The sequence below is a fragment of the Streptomyces sp. VNUA24 genome, assembly GCF_029167005.1.
Taxonomy (GTDB): domain Bacteria; phylum Actinomycetota; class Actinomycetes; order Streptomycetales; family Streptomycetaceae; genus Streptomyces; species Streptomyces scabiei.
The window spans coordinates 6,822,246-6,845,088 of sequence record NZ_CP119143.1; the positions used below are offsets into that span (position 1 = coordinate 6,822,246).

Consider the following 22,843-nt stretch of genomic DNA (forward strand, 5'->3'; position numbering starts at 1 on the left):
CGCCCCGAGCTTTTCAGGCCCGCAGGGCCTGGGCTTTCAGGGGCGCGGGGAACTGCGCGAGAAGCCCCACCGGGGCCGCGGGTGCCCCACTACAGGCGCCCGATGTCCCCCCGCGGCATCCGCGGCGCCCGCCGGGCCGGCCCGCGCCCCGACAGCAGGATCAACCGAGCCGCCCGATGCCGCTGCCCCGCATACGGCTCCAGCAACGACAGCATCACCGAGTCGTCCGCGTCCCGGTCCCCGGCCAGCACGAACCCCACGATCCCCGGCAGATGCAGATCCCCCGTGGTCACCGCGTCCGCCGCCCCGTGACTGCGCTGCACGGTCTCCGCCGAGGTCCACGGCCCGATCCCCGGCACCCGCTCCCACCGCGCTCGCGCGTCCTCCGGCGCCATCCCCACGGCCTCCTCCAGCCGCCCGGCCACCCGCACCGCGCGCAGGATCGTCGACGCCCGCTTGTCGTCGACCCCGGCCCGATGCCACTCCCAGGACGGGATCAGCGCCCACTCCCGCACCGAGGGCATCACGAACATCCCCGGCGGCACGGGCCCCGGCGCCGGCTCCCCGAACTTGCGTACGAGCAGCCGCCACGCCCGGTACGCCTCGTCCGTCGTGACCTTCTGCTCCAGCACCGACGGGATCAACGACTCCAGCACCAGCCCGGTCCGCGTCAGCCGCAGCCCCGGCCGCCGCCGCCAGGCCATCGCCACGACCCGATGCCGGGGCACGAACGCGTCCGGCTCGTCCGAGGCCCCGAGCAGCGACGGCATCCCGTCGAGCAGCCACTCGGCCCCGGGCCCCCACGCCTCCGCCTCGACGACACCGCCCCGCAGGGCCACCCGCAGGGTCCCGGGTCCCACCGGTGTCCGGCTGGCCCGCCACACGGACCCGTCCGGCACGGCCCGGAAGGTGGGATCGTGCGGCCCCCGCCGCAGCGGCCCCAGCACGAGCCCCGGATCGAGCGGTCCTTCCGGCACCCAGGTCCGCCGCTTCCCCGCCGCCACGGCCTGCCGGGGCACCCCGCCGGGCACGACGACATGCCCGCCCCGCACCGTCGTACGGGTGGGCCGCTGGGGGAAACGTCCGGCCAAGAGAAGGTCCTAGGAGAAGGTCCTGAACAGAGATGCGCGTCCTACGAGCCTAGGGCGCCCGGCGACTTCCGGAGCCCGCTCGGCTCACCGGACCTCGATGAACGCCCCCGCGTCCCGCCCGGCCCGCGCCGGAGGCTCCCCCGCCGCGTGTCCCACGGCGACCGCACCCATGGGGTCCCAGTCCTGCGGCAGCCCCAGCACGTCCCGTACGACGTCCCGGCAGAACATCGTCGACGAGACCCACGCCGAACCCAGCCGTTCCCCGGCCAGCGCGACGAGGAGGTTCTGCACCCCGGCGCCGGTCGCGACCACGAACATCTCCCGCTCGGCCGCGTCCCGCCGCGCGTCCCCGTAGACGTGCGACCCGTCCATCACCAGACAGGGCACCACCAGGTACGGCGCGTTGCGCAGGACGTCCCCGCGCCGCACCCGCTTCGCGATGGACTCCTCGCTCTTGCCGTCCCGCCGCAGATCCGCGATCCACGCGTCCCGCATGGCGTCGAGCAGCCGCACCCGGGACTCCTCGGACTCCAGCAGCACGAACCGCCACGGAGTCGTGTGGTGCGGCGCCGGCGCGGTCACCGCCGCGGCGACGGCCCGCCGTACCGCCCCGGGATCGACGGGATCGTCCGTGAACGCCCGGACGGTCCGCCGCTGCGTCACCGCCAGCCGTACGGCCTCGGAGGTGCCGAGCCGGAACATGTCGTCCCGCGCCCCCCGGACCAGGCCCCGCGTGCCCTCGCCGTCGTCCTCGGCCACCACGTGCCCGAGCCCCCGCACGACGGCGACGGGCCGCCCGGCGGCCTTGCCCTTCACCAGGTCGCCGGCTGCGGCCAGTTCGTCGGCGGTCGCGACGACGGTGGCGCTGAGCGGGTTGCCGTACGCGTCGGTACCGCCGCGCAGGTCGTCGAGGACCCGCACACCGGCCGCGCCGATGGCGACATCCGTCAGCCCGCTGCGCCAGGGCCGCCCGAACGTGTCGGTGACGACCACCCCGACCTCGACGCCGAGCGCGTCCCTGACACCGTCCCTGACGGCCCGCGCCGAGGCGTCGGGGTCCTCGGGCAGCAACAGCACGGTCCCGGACGGCGTGTTGGAGGCGTCGACCCCGGCGGCGGCCATCACCAGACCCTGCCGGTTCTCCACGATCCGCAGCGTTCCGCGCCGCGCCACCACCCGCACGGTCTCGGCGTCGATCGCGGCCTCCCGGTCGGCCGCCTCGACGACCCGCCCCTCGGCCTTGGACACGATCTTCGAGGTGACGAGCAGCACGTCCCCGTCGGCCAGCTCCGGCGCGGCCGCGACGATCAGCTTGGCCAGGTCGTCCCCCTCGCGCACCTCGGGGATGCCCTCCAGGGCCCAGACCCGGTACCCGGCGCCGGGCGTCACGTCTCTCCCGCTCTCCGCGTTCCCGATCTCCGCGTTCCCGCTCTCCGCGTTCCCGCTCTCCGTGTTCACGCGCCCCGCACCTCCTCCGCCAGTGCCAGCGCCTCGCGGGCCATCGCCGCCGTCGCGTCCAGGTCGGTCATCATCAGCGGCACGGCCCGGCACCGGATCCCGGCGCTCTCCACGCGCTCGACGACGCCCGCGTCCACGGTGTCGACGAGCCAGCCGTCGAGCAGCCCCGAGCCGTAGTGCTCGGCGACGGCCGCGGCGGTGGACTCCACGCCGACGGCGGCCAGGACCTTGTCCGCCATACCGCGCACGGGGGCGTCACCGACGATGGGGGAGAGGCCCACGACCGGCACCCCGGCCTCGGCGATCGCCTCCCGGATGCCGGGCACGGCGAGGATCGTGCCGATGGAGACGACGGGGTTGGACGGCGGGAAGAGGATCACGTCCGCCGCGGCCAGGGCCTCCAGCACCCCGGGCGCCGGCTTCGCCTGCTCGGCGCCGACCGGCACGATCGCCTCGGCCGCCACGGAGGCCCGCAGCCGCACCCAGTACTCCTGGAAGTGGATCGCCCTGCGCTCGCCGGGCCCCGAGGCGGGCCCCGAGGCGGACCCCGAGCCCGTGTCCGAGCCGCTGTCGGGCATCGTGACGGCGACATGGGTCTCGACACGGTCGTCGGTCATCGGGATGAGCCGCACACCCGGCTTCCACCGGTCGCACAGCGCCTCGGTGACCGCGCTCAGCGGATACCCGGCACTGATCATCTGCGTCCGCACGATGTGCGTGGCGAAGTCCCGGTCCCCCAGCCCGAACCACTCGGGCCCGGCGCCGTACGCCGCGAGCTCCTCCTTCAGGTGGAAGGTCTCGTCGGCCCGTCCCCAGCCCTGCTCCTCGTTGATGCCGCCGCCGAGCGTGTACATCACCGTGTCCAGGTCCGGGCAGACCTTCAGCCCGAAGAGGTGGATGTCGTCCCCCGTGTTGCCGACGACCGTGATGTCCGCGTCCGGCGCGGCCCGCTTCAGACCGCGCAGGAACCGGGCACCACCGATGCCGCCTGCCAGAACCACAATGCGCATGGAAGCAGTCTCGCAGGCGGGACCGACACCGGGCCGCCCGCCCGGGACCACGGCCGGTTTCCGGCGGTCCCCGGTCAGGCCGTGACCGCCGGTGCCTGCGCCGTGCAGGCCTTCGCGTGCATCGGCATCTCGGTCAGCCCCGGGTAGTAGACGTGCAGACTGACGGCCGGCTCCAGCGCGTCGTTGACGACCTCGTGCGCGTAACCCGGCGCGAACACGCGCTGCGCGCCCGCGCCGAGCACGCGCGTGCCCCGCTCGGTGCGCTCGGTCAGCGTGCCGTCGAGCACCGTGAGTACGCCGGAGGAGCCCCCGTGGTCGTGCAGCCCGGTGCCCTGCCCCGGCACCCACGACAACAGCCACACCTCGTACCCGGGGCCGGTCAGCAGCCGGTGGTACCAGCGCGTGGTCGCGTCGTACTCGACGAGGTGCTCCCACCGGGAGCGGTCGTCGGCGAGGGAACGGGCCAGTCCGGCGAACTCGGCCACGGTGACCGGGTGTTGGCGCGGCGCCTGGAGGAGGTGCGGTACTTCGAGAAGGTCGCCGGCGATCTGGAGGTCGCTGTCGCTGTTCATGAAGTGGGGAGGTCCTCGACGGAGTGCGTGGGGGAGGGCGGGGTGTCACCGGCCGTCCGCGTGGGTCGCGGACGGGGTGGATGCCCGGTCGTCCGGGCGAAGAGGGGAGGGCGGCCGAGCCGGGAGGGGCTCAGTGGCAGCCGGAGCGCGTCGGGCTCAACAGCTGGGACAGCAACAGCGACAGCTACAGCGAGCAGCACCGAGGGACCCGGCGGAGCGGGTCGAGGTGAGTGCCAAGTTCGCGAGCATGCCCACAAGCACAGCGGCTCACACCTCCGCTGTCAACTTCCCGTCCGGTATGTGGATGCCGGTTCACCTCTTTCGGTGCATCCGCGCGGCGAAAGGTTTGTGCCCCGGGTCTCGGGGAGACATGGCGTCCATCCGGGCAAGCCGTCGGCACGCGCGCGTGGCGGGCCGTGGGCGCGTCCGGAGCGGGCCGACTCCGACGAGTCGGAACGAGATCGAACTCCTGGTCGTCTTCTCCCGTAAGGGAGGGAGAACCCCCACCGGAACTCCCGCCTGCCGTCAGGCTGCTGTCAGGGTTTATGCCGATTTGAACACTTTCCGCATAGCCTTGGTTCCGCAGAGTGAATAAGGGGCTCAATAGCAGATCTCGGCTTGACTCGCCCGTAGCAGCACACTTGTAATTTCACTCGTGTCGTTCAGCCGAAATCGGTAACGGCCGCACGACGGGGACGCGAAAGACGGACGAGGGGCGCACATGACCGAGCTCGTGCAGCAACTGCTGGTCGACGACGCGGACGAAGAACTCGGCTGGCAGGAGCGCGCGCTGTGCGCCCAGACCGATCCCGAGTCCTTCTTCCCCGAGAAGGGCGGCTCGACCCGCGAGGCCAAGAAGGTCTGTCTCGCCTGCGAGGTCCGCTCCGAGTGCCTCGAGTACGCCCTCGCCAACGACGAGCGGTTCGGTATCTGGGGCGGCCTGTCGGAGCGCGAGCGCCGGCGTCTGAAGAAGGCGGCCGTCTGACCCGTCCCGGAACACCCGACCCGTCCCGGGCGCAGTCGAACAGAGACAACCGAACATGTACGGCCCGTCGCGCGTGGGTTGTCCACAGGCGGCGGGCCGCCGTGCTGCTCAGCCGTTAGTGTGGGCCCTCGTCCGAGACGTCCCGCTGTCCCCGCCGGACACAGACGTCCACCGCAGTCCATCGAACCGGGGCCCGTACCTCGATGTCCGTGCACAGCCACACCTCAGTTCACCAGGACGCCGCTCCTGAGTTCCCACGCCATGTGGTGACCGCGGTCCTCGTCGCGCACGACGGCGCCCGCTGGCTGCCCGACGCGCTCGCCGGACTGCTCGGCCAGGAGCGCCCCGTGCAGAGCGCCATGGCGGCCGACACCGGCAGCGCGGACGACTCCGCCCGGCTCCTCTCCGACGCCCTCGGCGCGGACCGCGTCCTGCACCTCGCCCGGCGGACCGGTTTCGGCCAGGCCGTCGAGGAGGCCAACCGCACCGCGGGCGTCCTCACCGAGGACGACCTGGCGTACCTCAGACGCCCCAGCGGCTGGGACCCGGTGACCCGCACCTGGCGCGACGACGCGTACGACATGCCGGAACTCCCGCACGGAGAACCGGTCCAGTGGCTGTGGCTGCTGCACGACGACTGCGCCCCCGAGCCCGACGCCCTCGCCGAGCTGCTGCGGGCCGTGGAGAACGAACGCGAGCTGGGCCGCGACGACGTCGCCGTCGTCGGCCCCAAGCTGCGCGGCTGGTACGACCGCCGTCAACTGCTGGAGGTCGGCGTCACCATCGCCGCCTCCGGCCGCCGCTGGACCGGCCTGGACCGCCGCGAGCAGGACCAGGGCCAGCACGACCACGTGAAGCCCAGCCTCGCCGTGTCCACCGCCGGCATGCTGATCCGCCGTGACGTCTTCGAGGAACTGGGCGGCTTCGACCGCCGCCTGCCCCTCATGCGGGACGACATCGACCTGTGCTGGCGCGCGACCACCGCCGGACACCGCGTCCTCGTCGCCCCCGAAGCCGTCGTACGGCACGCCGAGGCCGCCTCGCGCGAGCGCCGCACCGTCGACTGCGTGGGCCGCAGCGCCGCCTCCCCGCACATGGTCGACAAGGCGGGCGCGGTCTACACCCTCCTCGTCAACTCCCGTACCGCACAGCTCCCCTGGGTGCTGCTGCGTACCGTCCTCGGCACACTGATCAGGACCGTCGCGTACCTCGTCGGCAAGGTCCCCGGACAGGCCGTCGACGAGATCCGCGGTCTGCTGAGCACGCTGCTGCGGCCCGAACGGATCATCGCCGGGCGCCGCGCACGAGGCCGCTCGCAGCTGGACAAGGGCGAGCTGCGCCCGCTGTTCCCGCCCCCGGGCGCGACCGTCCGGGCCACCGTCGAACAGGTCGCCGGCGACCTGTTCGGCAGCTCCGACACCGAGACCCCCCAGGCCGGACGGCACGGCGGCGCCGTCGAGTCGGGTGCCGGGGACGACGACGCCGAGTTCCTCCAGGTCGAGCGGTTCGCCCGGCTCAAGCGCGTCGCACGCGCACCCGGGCCCGTGCTCTTCGCCCTGCTGCTGCTCACCTCGCTCCTCGCCTGCCGTGAACTGCTCGGCGGCGGCGCGCTCGCGGGCGGCACCCTGCTGCCCGCCCCCGCCGACTCCGCCGCGCTCTGGTCGCGCTACCTGGACGGCTGGCACCCGGTCGGGACGGGCGGATCCGAGGCCGCGCCGCCGTACCTGGCGATCGTGGCCATGCTCGGCTCCCTCCTGTTCGGCTCCGCCGGACTGGCGGTCACCGTGCTCCTGGTGGCGTCCGTGCCCCTGGCCGGCTTCACCGCCTACTTCGCCTCCCGCTCCCTGGTCGAGTCCCGGCTGCTGCGGGCCTGGGCCGCCGTCGTCTACGCCTTCCTGCCCGCCGTCACCGGCGCGCTCGCGACCGGCCGCATCGGCACCGCCGTCCTCGCGGTCCTGCTGCCGCTCGCCGCCCGCGCGGGCGCCGCGGCCGCCGGGCTCACCCACCGCACCGGGGCGCGCGGCACATGGCGCGCCACCTGGGCGTACGCGCTGCTGCTGACGATCACCACCGCGTTCACGCCCGTCGTGTGGCCCCTCGCACTGCTCCTCGGCCTCGGGGTCCTCGTCGTACGCCGCCGCGAGATCACCGCCTACGGCCCGCGCTTCGTCGCCCAGCTCGGCACCCCGATACTGATGCTCGCCCCGTGGTCGCTGACCCTGCTGCCGTTCGGCTTCTTCGAGGAGGCCGGCCTGGAGTACGGCGGGAGCCCGGCCTCGGCGACCGACCTGATCGGCATCAGCCCCGGCGGGCCCGGCACGGTCGGCGGGCTCACCCTCGTCGGCGTCGTCCTCGCCGCGCTGGCCGCCCTGCTCCGCGCGGAGCGTCAGCCGGCGATCCGGACCGCCTGGACCGCCGCCCTGGTGGCCCTCGTCCTCGCGGTCCTCTCCAACGGCTCCACCTGGGCCGGCCCCTCGACCCTCGTCTACGGCATCGCCCTCCTCGCCGCCGCCACCCTCGGCGCCGACGGGGCCCGCCACCGGGTGGCCGAGCAGAGCTTCGGCTGGCGGCAGCCGGTCGCCGTGCTCATCGCCCTGGCCGCCGCCGTCGGTCCGCTGCTGGCCGCCGCGGGCTGGGTCCTCGGCGGCGCCGACGGCCCCCTGGAGCGCCGCGACCCCGTCCAGGTGCCCGCGTTCGTCGCCGAGGAGAGCGGCACCCGCGACCAGGCCCGCACCCTGGTCCTCGACAGCGACTCCACCGCCGAGGTCGGCTACACCCTGGTCCGCGGCTCCGGCGTCCGCCTCGGCGACGCCGAACTCACGGCCGCCGCCGGGGACGACGAACGGCTCGACAAGGTCGTCGCCCACCTCGTCGCGGGCTCCGGCGCCGACCAGAGCGACGAACTCGGCGGCTTCGCCGTGCGCTACGTCCTCGTCCGCCCCGGCTCCCCCCGCGAGGTCAGCCGCGTCCTGGACGCCACGCCCGGCCTGAGCCGCCTCAGCCAGCAGGACGGCAGCGCCCTGTGGCGGGTGGACCGCCAGGTCTCCCGGGTCACCGTCGAGACCGGCTCCGGCGCCCCGAAGGCCGTCGCCGCGGGACCCGTCGAGGTGCACACCACCCTCCCGGCCGGCGGGTCGGGCCGTGTCCTGCGCCTCGCCGACACCGCCGACGAGTCCTGGACCGCCACCCTCGACGGCAAGCCGCTCACCCCGACCACGGTCGACGGCTGGGCCCAGGGCTTCCGACTGCCCGAGGCGGGCGGCCGGCTGGACGTCACCTTCGACGCCCCCGTCACCCACACCGGCCGGCTGTGGGCGCAGGGCGCGCTCGCCGTCGTCCTCGTGGTCCTCGCCCTGCCGGGCCGCCGCCGGGACGTCGACGACGACCTCCCCGACGAGCCCGTCGCCGTCCCCGCCCAGGACGTCACCGGCGACGGCCGCCGCGCCCGCCGCCTGCGCGCCCAGGCCGAGGCCGAGGCCGAACAGCCCACCGACCCCGAGCTGCCGCACCTCCCGCAGGAGGTACCGGTCGCCGCACCGGTCCCGCAGCAGCAGGCGTACGGGGAGTGGGACGCGGCCCCCGCGGACGCGGGCGCCGGATACGGGCAGTACAACCAGCAGTACCAGGGCGCCCAGCAGCAGTACCCGGCGGGCGCGTACGACCAGCAGCACTACCAGGCCGACCCCTACCAGGGCGGCCAGTACGACCCGTACGCCTCCTACGGGGGCACCACGGCCTCGTACGACCAGACGTACACCCAGGGTTACGACGCGACGTACGACCCGTCGCACGGCACCGGCGCCGACAGCGAGCGCCGCGACGGGAGCCAGCAGTGAACCGCCAGACCCTGTCCCTGATCGCCGGCGCGACCGCCCTCGCCGCCGTCACCGGCTTCGCCGTGATCAGCACCCCCGACACGGCGGGCGGTGACACCACCGCGAAGGCGGCCGCCCAACTGCCCGTGCAGCGCACGAGCCTGCTCTGCCCGCAGCCGAGCACCTCGGACCTGGCGGAGACCGCGTACACGTCCTTCACCCCCGTCACGAAGGACACCGGCGGCGAAGGCGGCGCCGAACTCGTCGCGGCGGGCGGGCAGTCGACGGACACGGGCGACGAGGACGGCAAGAACAACAAGGACGGCAAGGACGAAGAGGACGGCAAGGGCAAGCGCGTCAAGCCCGTCATCGAGGCCAAGGGCCCCGGCAAACCCGTCACCGGCAGCACCGACGGCGGTGACGCCCCCGCGCTGATCGGCACGGCAGAGGGGAAGTCCGCCCCCGGCTGGACGGTCCAGGAGACCACCGAGGTCGCCGCGGGCACCGGCCGCGGCCTGCTCGGCGTCAACTGCACCGCCCCGGACACGGAGTTCTGGTTCCCGGGCGCGAGCACGGCCGCGGGCCGCACCGACTACGTCCACCTCGTGAACCCCGACGACTCGGCGGCCGTCGTCGACATCGAGCTGTACGGGAAGGACGGCGTCCTGAAGTCGACGGTGGGGGACGGCATCACGGTCCAGCCGCGCGCCTCCGAGCCGGTCCTGCTCTCCACGCTCTCCGCGGCGAAGGAGGCCGACCTCACGGTCCACGTCGGCGTCCGCAGCGGCCGGGTCGCCGCCTCCGTCCAGGCCCTCGACGACAAGCTGGGCGGCGACTGGCTCTCCGCCGCGGCCGACCCGGCCGGCAGCCTCGTCCTCCCCGGCATCCCGAAGGACGCGACGTCCGTGACCCTCGTGGCCTTCGCCCCCGGCGACACGGACGCCGACCTGAAGCTCCGCCTCGCCTCGCCGAACGGTCCGATCACCCCGGCGGGCCACGAGACGCTGCACATCAAGGCGGGCATGACCGCCACGGCCGACCTGGGCGACATCACCCGTGGCGAGGAGGGCTCCCTCTTCCTCGCCCCCACGGGCCGGGCGATCCCGGTGGTGGCCGCCCTCCGGGTGGTCCGCGGCAAGGGCGACAACCGGGAGACCGCCTTCATCCCGGCCACCCGCCCCGTCGGCGCGCGCGCCACGGTCGCCGACAACCGCGCCAAGGGCACGACCCTCGCCCTCACCGCCCCGACCGGCACGGCCAAGGTCAAGGTCACCGCGTCCGCGGGCAGCGGCGGCGGCGAGGCCACGACCAAGACCTTCACGATCAAGGCGGGCACCACCCAGCACGTGGACATGCCGGCCCCGAGCGGCCTGAAGGGCACCTACGCCCTCACCGTCGAAACCACGTCAGGCGCCCCCGTCTACGCCTCCCGCCTCCTGGAGTCCAAGCTCGACTCCGTCCCCGCCTTCACCATCCAGACCCTCCCGGACGACCGCGGAACGGTAGCGGTCCCGAAGGCACACCAGGACCTGTCGATCCTGCAGAGATGACTCCCGAGGCCCCTGGAGAAGCCGGGGCGCAGCCCCGCTTCTCCAGGGGCGCGGGGAACTGCGCGACCAGCCCCCACCGGGCGGACGTCTGGGGGTCGAAGGGGCGCAGCCCCTTGAGGGATGGGACGGGTAGGGGCGGCGGGGGCGAAAAACTCGGCCACCCCCCGCCGCGTCAGTCCTCCCCGTACCGAGGATCCACACTCTCCGGATTGAGCCCGAGCAGCTCCGCCACCTGCTCCACCACGACCTCGTGCACCAGCGCCGCCCGCTCGTCGCGCCCCTTGGTACGGATCTCCACAGGCCGCCGGTAGATCACGACCCGGGCCGGCCGCCCCTCCCGCGCCGCGACGGTCCCCCCGAGCGGCACGGCCTCGTCGTTCCACGCCCCGTCCCCGGGCCCGTCGAGCCGAGGCACCTCCAGCACAAGGAAGTCGATGTCCGCCAGTTGCGGCAACCGCCGTTCCAGCCGCTCCACGGAGTCCTGCACCAGATCCGCGAACACCTCCGCGCGACTCGCCGCGAGCGGTACCTGGGGCGGCGCGATGGGCCCGCGCATCCCCCGGCCGTGCCGGTCTCGGCGGCGGGGCCCGGGTGCGAAGGCGGCGCGGGGCGGTACGAGGTCGTCCATCACCTGTGAAGCGTAATCCCCGGCAGGCCCGCCCGCCGGGCTCCACGCCCCCGGCGCCGCCGCCGGTCCGCCGCCGCTGACCTGGCACGGCCGGCCCGGCACGTCCAACCGGCTCGCCGCGGGACGGTCTCCGGAGGGTGGTCGGCCGTGTCAGAGGTTGACCATTCAAGCCAAGGTTGGGCTCGATTCCGATCCTCTGCGAGACCGACGAACTCGCCCCAATTAGCATGATATGTACATGGACTTGGCCGGTTTCCGTGCCGTTCGGCATCCCGGACAAGGGGTTACTCGCAGGTCAACGCGCCGGGTTCGGAGGGGAGTGTGGGGCGTTTCACAGCACGACACGGTGGAGTGACCTGGTGGAGAGTCGTCGCGGCCCGCTCAAGAGTGCGGTACCGTCCAACATCGTGAGCCCTGTACGTCGCTGTTCGCGCACCGCTTGCGGCCGCCCCGCCGTCGCGACGCTGACGTACGTCTACGCCGACTCGACCGCGGTCCTCGGCCCCCTCGCCACCTACGCCGAACCCCACTGCTACGACCTGTGCGCCGAGCACTCCGAGCGCCTCACCGCGCCGCGCGGCTGGGAGGTCGTACGGCTGCTGGACGCCTCGGCGCCCGCACGCCCCAGCGGTGACGACCTGGAAGCCCTTGCCAACGCCGTGCGCGAGGCGGCCCGCCCGCAGCAGCGCGCGGCGGAGGCCGGTGGCGGTCCGCGCACGGCGGACCCGATGGAGGTCGCCCGCCGCGGCCACCTCCGGGTCCTGCGCTCCCCGGACAACTGAGCACCCGCTCCTCCGGCAACAGGCGCCCTGAGCAAGGCCGTTGAGCCCCCGCCCGCGCACCTCGCGTGGCCGCGGTCCCCGCCTCCCGTCCCGGCCCGCCCGCCGCCCGGCCGTGAGTCCGGGCGTTCCAGGAGGTCACACGGTCCACCGCCGGCGCCGCCGGGTACTTTGGTGGCCGGTGAGGACTTCTGGAGGATGTGCCCGTGGCTGCTGATCTGTCGACGATCGTGAAGGCGTACGACGTGCGCGGGGTGGTCCCGGACCAGTGGGACGAGACCCTGGCCGAACTCTTCGGGGCGGCCTTCGCGCGGGTGACCGGCGCGGACGCCATCGTGACCGGCCACGACATGCGCCCCTCCTCGCCCGGCCTGTCGCGTGCCTTCGCGCGCGGGGCGGCGGCGCTCGGCGTGGACGTGACCGAGATCGGCCTCTGCTCCACCGACCAGCTGTACTACGCGTCCGGCGCGCTGAACCTGCCCGGCGCGATGTTCACGGCCTCCCACAACCCCGCCCGGTACAACGGCATCAAGATGTGCCGCGCGGGCGCCGCCCCCGTCGGCCAGGACACCGGCCTCACCGAGATCCGTGAACTGGCCGAGAAATGGAGCGAGTCGGGCGCGCCGGCACCGGCCGCCACGCCGGGCACGATCACCAGGCGGGACACGCTGGAGGACTACGCGGCCCACCTGCTCGGCCTCGTCGACCTGACCTCCGTCCGCCCGCTGAAGGTCGTCGTCGACGCCGGCAACGGCATGGGCGGCCACACCGTCCCCACGGTCTTCGCCGGACTGCCCCTCGACCTCGTCCCGCTCTACTTCGAGCTGGACGGAACCTTCCCCAACCACGAGGCCAACCCCCTCGACCCGGCGAACCTCGTCGACCTCCAGCAGCGGGTCCGCGAGGAGGGCGCCGACCTCGGCATCGCCTTCGACGGCGACGCCGACCGCTGCTTCGTCGTCGACGAGCGGGGCAACCCCGTCCCGCCGTCAGCGATCACCGCCCTGGTCGCCGCGCGGGAACTCGCTCGGCACGGCGGCAAGGGCACGGTCATCCACAACCTGATCACCTCCCGGTCCGTCCCCGAGGTGGTGCGCGAGCACGGCGGCACGCCGGTGCGCACCCGCGTCGGCCACTCCTTCATCAAGGCCGAGATGGCCAGAACCGGCGCGATCTTCGGCGGCGAGCACTCCGCCCACTACTACTTCGCCGACTTCTGGAACGCCGACACCGGCATGCTGGCCGCCCTGCACGTCCTCGCCGCCCTCGGCGGCCAGGACGGCCCGCTCTCCGCCCTCGTCGACCGGTACGACCGCTACGCGGGCTCCGGCGAGATCAACTCCACCGTCGCCGACCAGGCGGACCGTCTGGCCGCGGTCCGCTCCGCCTACGCGGATCGGGCGGACGTCACCCTGGACGACCTCGACGGCCTCACCGTCTCGGCCGCCGACTGGTGGTTCAACGTCCGCCCCTCCAACACGGAACCGCTGCTCAGGCTGAACGCGGAGGCGAAGGACGAGCCGACGATGGCAAAGGTGAGGGACGAGGTCCTGGCGATCATCAGGGCGTGACCCTGGGAGAAGCACGGGGCGCGCAGCCCCTGCTTTTCAGGGGCGCGGGGAATTGCGCGATCAGCCCGCACGGGCGGACGTCTGGGGTGAAAGGGGCGCAGCCCTTGCTTTTCAGGGGCGCGGGGAACTGCGCGAGAAGCCCCACCGGGCGGACGTCTGGGGGTCGAAGGGGCGCAGCCCCTGGAGGATGGGACGGGTAGGGGCGGCGGGGGCGAAACGGCACCCGCCCCCAACCCCGGCGCCGACCCCCGCACGGCGGTACCCTGACCAGGCCGCACACCGCACGAATCCGCCCCCCGAAGGGACCCGACATGCCGCTCGAAGCCGGCCTCCTGGAGATCCTCGCCTGCCCGGCGTGCCACGCCCCCCTCACGGAGGAGGACACCGAGCTGACCTGCACGAGCCAGGACTGCGGCCTCGCCTACCCGATCCGGGACGGCATCCCCGTACTCCTCGTCGACGAGGCCCGCCGCCCCGCGTGACCCGCGCGATCGGGCCCTCGCGCGAGGCGTGATCGGCCCGAGCCGGGAAACCCGGCGAACAGGCGACACGGCGTACCAGGGCACCCGGCGAATCGGAGGCTGCCGCCCATGCTGGACGAATCGTTGCTGGACACCCCCGACGCCCTGTCGGAGGCCGACCGCCGCGACCTGCTGCGCGGCGCCGCCGAGGCGGGAGCCCGGGTCCGTACGGCCATCCGGCTCGGTGCCGAGGCCGGCATCCCGGGGCTGAAACCGGACGGGCGTCCCCGCGCCCTCCTCGTCGCGGGCCCCGGCATGGCGTCCGCGGGCGTCGCCGACCTGCTCGGCGCCCTCGCGGGGGCCAACTGCCCCCTCACCCGTCTCCACCCCACCGGCGTGGCCCCCGCCGCGGGCGCCCTGCGCTGGGAGCTGCCCGGCTGGGCAGGCCCGGTCGACCTCCTCCTGGTCGCCACCGCGGACGGCAGCGAACCCGGCCTCTCCCTCCTCGTCGACCAGGCGTACCGCCGAGGCAGCACGGTCGTCGCCGTGGCCCCGGCCCGCACCCCCGTCGCCGAGGCGGTGGAACGCGCCCACGGACTCTTCGTCCCGATGGCCACCGGTCCGTACGAGCAGGAGGTGCCGCTCGGCGCCGCCGCCCCCGGCGTCCTGTGGGCCCTGCTCACGCCGATGCTCGCCCTGCTGGACCGCACCGGCGTGGTCACCGCCCCGCCCGACGCCCTGCAGAAGGCCGCCGACCGCCTCGACCAGGTCGCCGAGCGCTGCGGCCCGGCCATCGCCACCTATAGCAACCCGGCCAAGACACTCGCCGCCGAACTGGCCGACTCGCTCCCGGTCATCTGGACCGAGGGCCAGGCGGCGGGACCCGTGGGCCGCCGCTTCGCCTCCGCGCTCGCCGACCTGGCGGGCCGCCCGGCACTCGCCGCCCAGCTCCCGGAGGCCCTCGCCTCCCACGCGGTGCTGCTCTCCGGCCCGCTGGCCGCCAGCGCCGACCCCGACGACTTCTTCCGCGACCGCGTCGAGGACGCACCCGTCCTGCACGCACGCGTGGTGCTGCTGCGCGACCGCCCGACCGGCGGGCTGAGCGCCGTCCCGGCCGCCCGCGAGCTGGCCCTCGGCCACGACACCGCGATCAGCGAGCTGGAACCCGAGGAGGGCAGCGACCTGGAGACCCTCGCGGAGATGATCGCCATCACGGATTTCACCGCCGTTTACCTGTCGCTCGCCTCCGGAGCCTGATCCTTGCCGCAGCCCGGCCGCGGCCGGGCCCCGCAGGCTCCCCACGTACGGAGAAACTCACAGCATGGACCGCCTCGACAACACCGTCCGCCCCTACGCCTGGGGTTCGACCACGGCCATCCCACAGCTCCTCGGCGTGGCGCCCACCGGCGAGCCGCAGGCGGAGATGTGGATGGGCGCCCACCCCGGCGCCCCCTCCCGCACCGGGCGCGGACCCCTCACCGAAGTCATCGACGCGGCCCCGGAACGCGAGCTGGGGTCCCGGACGGTCGCCAGATTCGGCCCCCGCCTCCCCTTCCTCCTCAAGCTCCTCGCCGCCGGCGCCCCCCTCTCCCTCCAGGTCCACCCCGACCTCGCACAGGCCAGGGAGGGCTACGAGGACGAGGAGCGGCGCGGCGTCCCGATCGACGCCGGCCACCGCAACTACAAGGACGCCAACCACAAGCCCGAACTCATCTGCGCCCTCACGGAGTTCGACGGCCTGTGCGGCTTCCGCGACCCGCTGCGGGCCGCCGACCTGCTCGCCGGCCTCGACGTCGACTCCCTCAAGCCGTACGTCGACCTGCTGCACGCCCGGCCCGAAGAGGCCGCGCTGCGCGAGGTGTTGACCGCGATCCTGGGCGCCGACCCCGAGGAGACGGCCCACACGGTCACCGAGGCCGCGGCCGCCTGCGCCCGCCTCGGCGGCGCCTACGCCCCGTACGCCGACATCGCCCACCACTACCCGGGCGACCCCGGCGTCCTCGCCGCCATGCTCCTCAACCACGTGACCCTGCAGCCCGGCGAGGCCCTGTTCCTCGGCGCCGGCATCCCGCACGCCTATCTGAACGGCCTCGGCGTCGAGATCATGGCCAACTCCGACAACGTCCTGCGCTGCGGCCTGACCCCCAAGCACGTCGACGTCCCCGAACTCCTGCGCGTCGTCCGCTTCGAGGCGACCGACCCGGGCGTGCTGCGCCCGGAAGCGGCCCCCGACGGCGAAGAGCTCTACGAGACCCCCATCGACGAGTTCCGCCTCTCCCGCTACGTCCTGCCCGAGGCCACAGCCCCGCACGACCTCACCCGGGCCACCCCGCAGATCCTCCTCTGCACCGCCGGCTCGGTCCGCGCCGGCGAACACACGCTCGCCCCCGGCGAGTCCGTCTTCGTACCGGCGGACGAGCGGGCCGAGGTGTCCGGACCGGGCACCCTGTTCCGCGCCACCGTCATCGCCTGAGCGGCACCGAACCGCCGCCAGCGGGGTGCAACAATGCCCCCTGCAAAAGGCGGGCAAAGCCCGGCCGGTGACGGACGCAAGCGTGGGTACCCATGCCCACGCACGGGCACACGCGTAGGCGAAGGGACACCTCGGACACATGAGCGCGTCAGGCGGCACCAAGGCGATCGTGGCGGCACTGGCCGCCAACCTCGCGATCGCGGCAGCGAAGTTCGTGGCGTTCGTCTTCAGCGGCTCGTCATCGATGCTCGCGGAGTCGGTGCACTCCCTGGCCGACTCCGGCAACCAGGGACTGCTGCTGCTCGGCGGCAAGAAGGCCCAGCGCGAGGCGACCCCGCAACACCCCTTCGGCTACGGCCGCGAACGCTACATCTACGCCTTCCTCGTCTCCATCGTTCTCTTCTCCGTCGGCGGCATGTTCGCCCTCTACGAGGGCTACGAGAAGATCAAGGACCCGCACGAGATCGACCACTGGTACTGGCCGGTCGGCGTCCTCGTCTTCGCGATCATCGCCGAGTCCTTCTCCTTCCGGACCGCCATCAAGGAGTCCAACGGCCTGCGCGCCGGCAAGTCCTGGACCGAGTTCGTCCGTCACGCCAAGGCCCCCGAGCTGCCCATCGTCCTGCTGGAGGACCTCGGCGCCCTCGTCGGCCTCGTCCTCGCCCTCGGCGGCGTCGGCCTCGCCCTGCTCACCGGCGACGGCGTCTGGGACGGCATCGGCACCCTCTGCATCGGCGCCCTGCTCATCCTGATCGCGATCATCCTCGCGGCCGAGACCAAGTCCCTGCTGCTCGGCGAGGCCGCCGGCGCGGACCAGGTCAGGAAGATCGAGGCCGCGATCGTCGACGGCGACACCGTCCCCGCCATCATCCACATGCGCACGCTCCACCTCGGCCCCGAGGAGCTGCTGGTCGCCGCCAAGATCGCCGTCCGGCACGACGAGACGGCCACCGAGGTCGCCCACGCGATCGACGCCGCCGAGGCCCGCATCCGCGAGGCCGTCCCGATCGCCCGCGTGATCTACCTCGAACCCGACATCTTCAGCGAGACCGAGGCCGCCAAGGGCGCCGACCCCGAGGCCGCCCCCGGCGGTCCGGCCCCCACCGCCGAGCACTGAGCCCACCGGTCGGCACCGTCCGGCTCTGACGTGGGAAGGGCCCGTCGCGCACGCGCGCGACGGGCCCTTCCCGTCTCGGCCCCCACCGCGCCCGGAAGCCCACGGACGGGGATACCGGCCCCCGACACCGCCGGTGCCGACCCCGGCTTCGGCTCAATCCGTACCCAGGCGGACTGGGGCAGGCAGGGCCGACCGGTGTAGCTTGGGACGGAGCCAGACGTCGCTGCTGATGGCGGTCGGGCGGTCCCACCGAGGACCGGCCGAGGGAGAGAGGGCCTCCGACGGACTGCGCTGCGCGCACGCGGGCATCCCTGTGTCCTCTTCAGGGCACCCCTGTGTCCGCCGCCGCGCAGACCAGCCCTGACCACCCTCGACCCGAAACCGAGGAGCAGCTCTTCATGACGACTGTCGACAACCGGCAGGACTTCAAGGTCGCCGATCTCTCCCTGGCCGCGTTCGGCCGCAAGGAGATCACCCTCGCCGAGCACGAGATGCCCGGCCTGATGGCGATCCGCAAGGAGTACGCCGAGGCACAGCCCCTCGCCGGTGCCCGCGTCACCGGCTCCCTGCACATGACCGTGCAGACCGCCGTTCTCATCGAGACCCTGGTCGCCCTCGGCGCCCGGGTCCGCTGGGCCTCCTGCAACATCTTCTCCACCCAGGACCACGCCGCCGCCGCGATCGCGGTCGGCCCGGACGGCACCGTGGACAACCCCCAGGGCGTCCCGGTCTTCGCCTGGAAGGGCGAGACCCTGGAGGAGTACTGGTGGTGCACCGAGCAGGCGCTGACCTGGCCGGACAGCCCCACCGGCGGCCCCAACATGATCCTCGACGACGGCGGTGACGCCACGCTCCTCGTCCACAAGGGCGTCGAGTACGAGAAGGACGGCAAGGTTCCCGCCGTCGACACCGCCGAGAACGAGGAGCACCGCGTCATCCTCGAACTCCTCCACCGCACCATCACCGAGGGCTCCCAGAAGTGGACCCAGCTCGCCTCGGAGATCCGCGGCGTGACCGAGGAGACCACGACCGGCGTCCACCGCCTGTACGAGATGCAGCGCGACGGCCAGCTGCTCTTCCCGGCGATCAACGTGAACGACGCCGTGACGAAGTCGAAGTTCGACAACAAGTACGGCTGCCGCCACTCCCTGATCGACGGCATCAACCGCGCCACCGACGTCCTCATCGGCGGCAAGACCGCCGTCGTGTTCGGCTACGGCGACGTGGGCAAGGGCTGCGCGGAGTCCCTGCGCGGCCAGGGCGCCCGCGTCATCGTCACCGAGATCGACCCCATCTGCGCGCTGCAGGCGGCGATGGACGGCTACCAGGTCACGACCCTCGACGAGGTCGTCGAGACGGCCGACATCTTCATCACCACGACCGGCAACAAGGACATCATCCTGGCCTCGGACATGGCCCGGATGAAGCACCAGGCCATCGTGGGGAACATCGGCCACTTCGACAACGAGATCGACATGGCCGGCCTGGCCAAGATCCCGGGCATCGTCAAGGACGAGGTCAAGCCGCAGGTCCACACGTGGACCTTCCCCGACGGCAAGGTCCTCATCGTGCTGTCCGAGGGCCGCCTGCTGAACCTGGGCAACGCCACCGGTCACCCGTCGTTCGTGATGTCCAACTCCTTCGCGGACCAGACCCTGGCCCAGATCGAGCTGTTCACCAAGCAGTCCGAATACCCCATCGGGGTCTACACGCTGCCCAAGCACCTCGACGAGAAGGTCGCCCGGCTGCACCTCGCCGCGCTCGGCGTGAAGCTCACCACGCTCCGCCCCGAGCAGGCGTCGTACATCGGCGTCGACGTCGAGGGCCCGTACAAGGCGGACCACTACCGCTACTGATCCGCCCGCCGACGGGTGCGTCCACGCGGTGACGCACAGGCCGCACCCGTCCGGCAGCAGCTCCCAGGCAGGCCCCCGCACCCCCGTGCCGGGGGCCTGCCCGTTCGCCCCGTGCTCCGCACCGGACCGGGCCGACCCGTCAGGACCCAGAACCCCCATGCCCCGCGGCCGGTATTCGCTCCACGACCCGCACGACCACACCCCCCTCGCCGAAGAACACTTCCACTGCGCACCCGGCCCGTCCGGCTGGCGCTACGTCTCCCAACGGACCACCCCGTCCGGTGATCACGCCGGTTCCGTCGACCTCGCCCTCGACGAACTCGGCCGCCCCATCCGCCTCGAACTGCACGCCGCGAGCTGGCAGGTTCGCGGCGCCGCCCTCGACGGCGTCACCTGGGTCCGTACCGACCCCACCGGCACCGAGGCCACCGAAGGCAACGTCCGCGCCCACGCCTTCACCGGAACCTCCCCCGCCTTCCTGATCGCCACCGCCCGCCTCCTGCGCCTCACCCCCTCCGCGCCCGCCACGCGCGTACGCCTCGTCGCCTTCACCGACCCGGTCCTGGCCCCCCGCACCCTGGACCAGTCCTGGGCGCTGATCGACAGAGAAACACACGCCACTGACAACGGCCCCCTGGCCGTGGACACCTACCAGGTCACAGCCCTGGACACGGGTGAGCAGCACAGCGTCCACCTCGCCGGCGACGTCGTCCTCGCGGCCCCCGGGATCGAGCTGGAACACCTGGAGACACCGCCGTCGACGTTCGAGTGAGAGCGCCCCAACATCCCACGGCCGACCGCTGACCGGCGGCCGGGCGAAGACTCACGCAGGCGGCGCGAACCCGGTGGCGGGACGCTCGGCAGGAGGCGTCTGAGGCGTCTGAGGCGTCTGAGGCGGCGACGTGTGGGGCTGAGGGGTCGCCGGTGCCGCGGAAGTGGTCGCTCCGGGGCTCACGTACCCCCCGGGCGGCGCGTACGCCGGAGCGACCGAGGGAGTCCCCGGCCCGCCGCCCCAGCCGGGCCCACCGGCAGGCGCACCCGGTACGCCCGGTACGCCCGCCGCCCCGGCCGCGCCCGCGAACGCCTGCCGAGCCTCCCGCGCCTGCCGCTCGTGGACCACGGCCGCCAGGTACGCGCCCGGCGGCACCCCGTACGGCGGCGGAGCCCCCGTCCGCGCCGCGAGGTCCGTGGCGAGACGTTCCGCCATCGCCGCGCCGACGTGCGGGTCCAGCTGCCGCATGCGGGTGAGGTACTGGCGGACGGCCAGCCACAGCCCGTCGGGAACGGCTGACAGGTCGAGTTCGGAGAACCGCCCCGCCAGCCAGGGCGGTGGCGGCGGCACGAACGCCGTCTGTCCGGTCGGCACCCGCTCCCGCACCACCAGCGTCCCCGCGAACACGTCACCCAGCCGCCGTCCCCGCGCCGACACGAGCGAGGCGATGCACGCGACGACGCCGAACGTCATCAGGATCTCGACGACCCCGACCGCACCGCGCACCAGCGCGTGCCGGAACCGGATCGGTCCCCCGTCGTCCCGCACCACCCGCAGCCCGCACGCCAGCTTCCCCAGCGAACGCCCATGACTCAGCGTCTCCACCGCGATCGGCCCACCTACCAGGACGAGCAGGAAGCTCGCGATGGATATCGCCGTCTGCGCCGCCTCGTCGAGACCGGCCGTCGACAGCACCAGGACCAGGACCACCGCCAGATACACGACCATGGCCACGACCAGGTCGAGCAGCACGGCCAGCGCCCGGCTCGGCAGCTTCGCGGGCCGCAGCTCCAGAGCCACCGCCTCGCCCGTCACCAGCTCACTCACACCCGTAGTCCTTCCGGTTTCCTGCCCTGACCTGCCCCGAGAGTGGCCAGTCTGCCAAGCTGAGGACAGATCGCGCCGTAGTACGACCAGTGAGATCAGTAAGACCCGTACGACAAGCCGACACGCGGTTTCGCAGAGGGACGAGGAGCAGCACACCCGATGGACCTCGACGTCTTCGTGTCCGCCCATCGTGCCGAGTGGGACCGCCTCGACGCCCTGCTCCGCCGCCAGCGCCGGCTCAACGGTGCCGAGGTCGACGAACTCGTCACCCTCTATCAGCGCACGGCCACCCACCTCTCACTGATCCGGTCGAGCGCCCCCGACCCCCAGCTGACCGGACGCCTCAGCCGACTGGTGGCACGCGCGCGAAGCGCGGTGACGGGCAACAGGCGGGCCTCCTGGCGCGACGTCACCCGTTTCCTGACCCACCACTTCCCCGCCGCGGTCTACCGCTCCCGGCACTGGTGGGTCCCCACCGCCCTGCTCTCCACACTCGTCGCCGCGCTCCTCGGCTGGTGGATCGGCGTCCACCCGGAGGTCCAGGCATCCCTCGCGGCGCCCGACGCCCTGCGCGAGATGACCCGCCCCGGCGGCCAGTACGAGACGTACTACTCCAGCCATCCCGCCGCGTCCTTCGCGGCCCAGGTCTGGACGAACAACGCCCAGGCCGCCGCGATGTGCCTGGTCCTGGGCATCTTCCTCGGCCTGCCGGTCCTCTGGATCCTGCTCCTGAACATGCTGAACCTGGGCGTGGGCATCGGCCTGATGGCCTCGGCCGGGCGTCTCGACGTGTTCCTCGGACTGATCCTTCCGCACGGCCTCCTGGAACTGACGGCCGTCTTCGTGGCCGCCGGCACCGGCCTGCGCCTCGGCTGGACCGTCATCGACCCAGGACCGCGCACCCGGCGCGTGGCCTTGGCCGAGGAGGGCCGAGCCGCCCTGGGCATGGCGATAGGCCTGGCGCTGGTCCTGTTCGTCTCCGGAGCCATCGAAGGCTTCGTCACCCCGTCCGGCCTGCCTACCTGGGCACGCATCAGCATCGGCGTCCTCGCCGAACTCGCCTTCCTGGCCTACGTCTACGTCCTGGGCGGACGTGCCGTCCGCGCCGGTGACACGGGCGATGTGGAGGAGCACGAACGCAGCGCCACGGTCCCCACGGCGGCCTGATGTGCGTCCACCCCTGCCGGACTGTTAGTCTCCTCTTCGTTCCCGCAAGAGCCGTTGACACGGTGCGTGTGGGGAGGTAGATTCGAACAGTTGCCTAGAGGTGGTCATACCCCAGGGCACAGTGAAAATCTATCGGCCTCTCGTGAAGGTATTTTCCCGAGTGCGCCCACCCGATGATTCGGAAACGAACGGCCGGTCAGTCCGGCCAAAAACTTCTGATAAAGTCGGACTCGCCGGAAAGGGAAACGCGAAAGCGGAAACCTGGAAAGCACCGAGGAAATCGGAACCGGAAACGGTCTGATAGAGTCGGAAACGCAAGACAGCAAGACCGAAGGGAAAAGCCCGGAGGAAAGCCCGAGAGGGTGAGTACAAAGGAAGCGTCCGTTCCTTGAGAACTCAACAGCGTGCCAAAAATCAACGCCAGATATGTTGATACCCCGTCTCCAGCATTCGCTGGGACGAGGTTCCTTTGAAATACAACACAGCGAGGA

At 72.9% G+C, this 22,843-nt stretch carries 18 protein-coding genes; 12 read left to right on the forward strand and 6 right to left on the reverse strand.

Going from position 1 to position 22,843, the window contains the following annotated elements; translation table 11 throughout:
- Positions 1-89: 89 nt before the first annotated feature.
- The 4 genes from PYR72_RS29240 to PYR72_RS29255 all read right to left on the reverse strand — a co-directional run bounded on the left by PYR72_RS29240 (position 90) and on the right by PYR72_RS29255 (position 4,131).
- Positions 90-1,091 carry a DNA-3-methyladenine glycosylase 2 family protein gene (locus PYR72_RS29240; RefSeq protein WP_275458057.1) on the reverse strand — a complete coding sequence of 334 codons (1,002 nt, stop codon included), beginning with the start codon at positions 1,089-1,091 and terminating at the stop codon, positions 90-92.
- Positions 1,092-1,175: 84 nt separating this feature from the next.
- A complete protein-coding gene (locus tag PYR72_RS29245) occupies positions 1,176-2,480 on the reverse strand; it encodes a coenzyme F420-0:L-glutamate ligase (RefSeq protein ID WP_275460554.1) in 1,305 nt (434 codons plus the stop codon).
- A 65-nt stretch (positions 2,481-2,545) separates the two neighbouring features.
- Positions 2,546-3,559 carry a 2-phospho-L-lactate transferase gene (gene cofD / locus PYR72_RS29250; RefSeq protein WP_275458058.1) on the reverse strand — a complete coding sequence of 338 codons (1,014 nt, stop codon included), beginning with the start codon at positions 3,557-3,559 and terminating at the stop codon, positions 2,546-2,548.
- 74 nt (positions 3,560-3,633) lie between these two features.
- Positions 3,634-4,131 carry a cysteine dioxygenase family protein gene (locus tag PYR72_RS29255; RefSeq protein ID WP_275458059.1) on the reverse strand — a complete coding sequence of 166 codons (498 nt, stop codon included), beginning with the start codon at positions 4,129-4,131 and terminating at the stop codon, positions 3,634-3,636.
- A 721-nt stretch (positions 4,132-4,852) separates the two neighbouring features.
- On the opposite strand from PYR72_RS29255, the gene PYR72_RS29260 reads away from it, so the two are divergent.
- The 3 genes from PYR72_RS29260 (at position 4,853) to PYR72_RS29270 (ending at position 10,481) form a co-directional block, all read left to right on the forward strand.
- Entirely contained in the window at positions 4,853-5,116 is a 264-nt protein-coding gene (locus tag PYR72_RS29260; RefSeq protein ID WP_003975777.1) for a WhiB family transcriptional regulator, read from the forward strand.
- A gap of 203 nt (positions 5,117-5,319) precedes the next feature.
- Positions 5,320-8,952: a glycosyltransferase family 2 protein gene (locus PYR72_RS29265; protein WP_275458060.1), complete on the forward strand. Its 3,633-nt coding sequence runs from the start codon at positions 5,320-5,322 to the stop codon at positions 8,950-8,952.
- Positions 8,949-10,481 (forward strand): DUF5719 family protein, encoded by a 1,533-nt coding sequence (locus PYR72_RS29270; protein WP_275458061.1) that lies wholly within the window; start codon positions 8,949-8,951, stop codon positions 10,479-10,481. The genes PYR72_RS29265 and PYR72_RS29270 overlap by 4 nt, the downstream gene beginning before the upstream one ends.
- A gap of 172 nt (positions 10,482-10,653) precedes the next feature.
- On the opposite strand, the gene PYR72_RS29275 is transcribed toward PYR72_RS29270, so the two are convergent.
- Positions 10,654-11,109 carry a metallopeptidase family protein gene (locus PYR72_RS29275; protein ID WP_013003117.1) on the reverse strand — a complete coding sequence of 152 codons (456 nt, stop codon included), beginning with the start codon at positions 11,107-11,109 and terminating at the stop codon, positions 10,654-10,656.
- Between the two features lie 359 nt (positions 11,110-11,468).
- Between PYR72_RS29275 and PYR72_RS29280 the strand changes: the two genes are divergently transcribed.
- The 8 genes from PYR72_RS29280 to PYR72_RS29315 all read left to right on the forward strand — a co-directional run bounded on the left by PYR72_RS29280 (position 11,469) and on the right by PYR72_RS29315 (position 20,138).
- Positions 11,469-11,891, forward strand: a complete 423-nt coding sequence (locus PYR72_RS29280; protein ID WP_059079841.1) for a DUF3499 domain-containing protein — start codon at positions 11,469-11,471, stop codon at positions 11,889-11,891.
- Positions 11,892-12,094: 203 nt separating this feature from the next.
- Positions 12,095-13,459: a phosphomannomutase/phosphoglucomutase gene (locus PYR72_RS29285; RefSeq protein ID WP_275458062.1), complete on the forward strand. Its 1,365-nt coding sequence runs from the start codon at positions 12,095-12,097 to the stop codon at positions 13,457-13,459.
- Between the two features lie 311 nt (positions 13,460-13,770).
- On the forward strand, positions 13,771-13,941 hold the full coding sequence (locus tag PYR72_RS29290; RefSeq protein ID WP_005485663.1) for a Trm112 family protein: 171 nt from the start codon (positions 13,771-13,773) through the stop codon (positions 13,939-13,941).
- 108 nt (positions 13,942-14,049) lie between these two features.
- Positions 14,050-15,177: an SIS domain-containing protein gene (locus PYR72_RS29295; RefSeq protein ID WP_275458063.1), complete on the forward strand. Its 1,128-nt coding sequence runs from the start codon at positions 14,050-14,052 to the stop codon at positions 15,175-15,177.
- A gap of 64 nt (positions 15,178-15,241) precedes the next feature.
- Positions 15,242-16,393 carry a mannose-6-phosphate isomerase, class I gene (manA, locus tag PYR72_RS29300; protein ID WP_275458064.1) on the forward strand — a complete coding sequence of 384 codons (1,152 nt, stop codon included), beginning with the start codon at positions 15,242-15,244 and terminating at the stop codon, positions 16,391-16,393.
- A gap of 139 nt (positions 16,394-16,532) precedes the next feature.
- Complete coding sequence (locus PYR72_RS29305) at positions 16,533-17,510, forward strand: cation diffusion facilitator family transporter (RefSeq protein WP_275458065.1); 978 nt, start codon at positions 16,533-16,535, stop codon at positions 17,508-17,510.
- A gap of 398 nt (positions 17,511-17,908) precedes the next feature.
- Complete coding sequence (gene ahcY, locus PYR72_RS29310; RefSeq protein ID WP_275458066.1) at positions 17,909-19,366, forward strand: adenosylhomocysteinase; 1,458 nt, start codon at positions 17,909-17,911, stop codon at positions 19,364-19,366.
- 157 nt (positions 19,367-19,523) lie between these two features.
- Positions 19,524-20,138 carry a hypothetical protein gene (locus PYR72_RS29315; RefSeq protein ID WP_275458067.1) on the forward strand — a complete coding sequence of 205 codons (615 nt, stop codon included), beginning with the start codon at positions 19,524-19,526 and terminating at the stop codon, positions 20,136-20,138.
- A 51-nt stretch (positions 20,139-20,189) separates the two neighbouring features.
- On the opposite strand, the gene PYR72_RS29320 is transcribed toward PYR72_RS29315, so the two are convergent.
- Positions 20,190-21,185, reverse strand: a complete 996-nt coding sequence (locus PYR72_RS29320) for an RDD family protein (RefSeq protein ID WP_275458068.1) — start codon at positions 21,183-21,185, stop codon at positions 20,190-20,192.
- Between the two features lie 159 nt (positions 21,186-21,344).
- Between PYR72_RS29320 and PYR72_RS29325 the strand changes: the two genes are divergently transcribed.
- Entirely contained in the window at positions 21,345-22,352 is a 1,008-nt protein-coding gene (locus PYR72_RS29325) for a stage II sporulation protein M (protein ID WP_275458069.1), read from the forward strand.
- Positions 22,353-22,843 lie beyond the last annotated feature (491 nt).

Coding starts and splice junctions, on each gene's coding strand:
- cofD (WP_275458058.1), bottom strand. CDS start 3,559: ATGCGCATTGTGGTTCTGGCAGGCGGCATCGGTGGTGCCCGGTTCCTG.
- PYR72_RS29255 (WP_275458059.1), bottom strand. CDS start 4,131: ATGAACAGCGACAGCGACCTCCAGATCGCCGGCGACCTTCTCGAAGTA.
- PYR72_RS29260 (WP_003975777.1), top strand. CDS start 4,853: ATGACCGAGCTCGTGCAGCAACTGCTGGTCGACGACGCGGACGAAGAA.
- PYR72_RS29265 (WP_275458060.1), top strand. CDS start 5,320: ATGTCCGTGCACAGCCACACCTCAGTTCACCAGGACGCCGCTCCTGAG.
- PYR72_RS29275 (WP_013003117.1), bottom strand. CDS start 11,109: ATGGACGACCTCGTACCGCCCCGCGCCGCCTTCGCACCCGGGCCCCGC.
- PYR72_RS29290 (WP_005485663.1), top strand. CDS start 13,771: ATGCCGCTCGAAGCCGGCCTCCTGGAGATCCTCGCCTGCCCGGCGTGC.
- PYR72_RS29295 (WP_275458063.1), top strand. CDS start 14,050: ATGCTGGACGAATCGTTGCTGGACACCCCCGACGCCCTGTCGGAGGCC.
- manA (WP_275458064.1), top strand. CDS start 15,242: ATGGACCGCCTCGACAACACCGTCCGCCCCTACGCCTGGGGTTCGACC.
- PYR72_RS29305 (WP_275458065.1), top strand. CDS start 16,533: ATGAGCGCGTCAGGCGGCACCAAGGCGATCGTGGCGGCACTGGCCGCC.
- ahcY (WP_275458066.1), top strand. CDS start 17,909: ATGACGACTGTCGACAACCGGCAGGACTTCAAGGTCGCCGATCTCTCC.
- PYR72_RS29315 (WP_275458067.1), top strand. CDS start 19,524: ATGCCCCGCGGCCGGTATTCGCTCCACGACCCGCACGACCACACCCCC.
- PYR72_RS29325 (WP_275458069.1), top strand. CDS start 21,345: ATGGACCTCGACGTCTTCGTGTCCGCCCATCGTGCCGAGTGGGACCGC.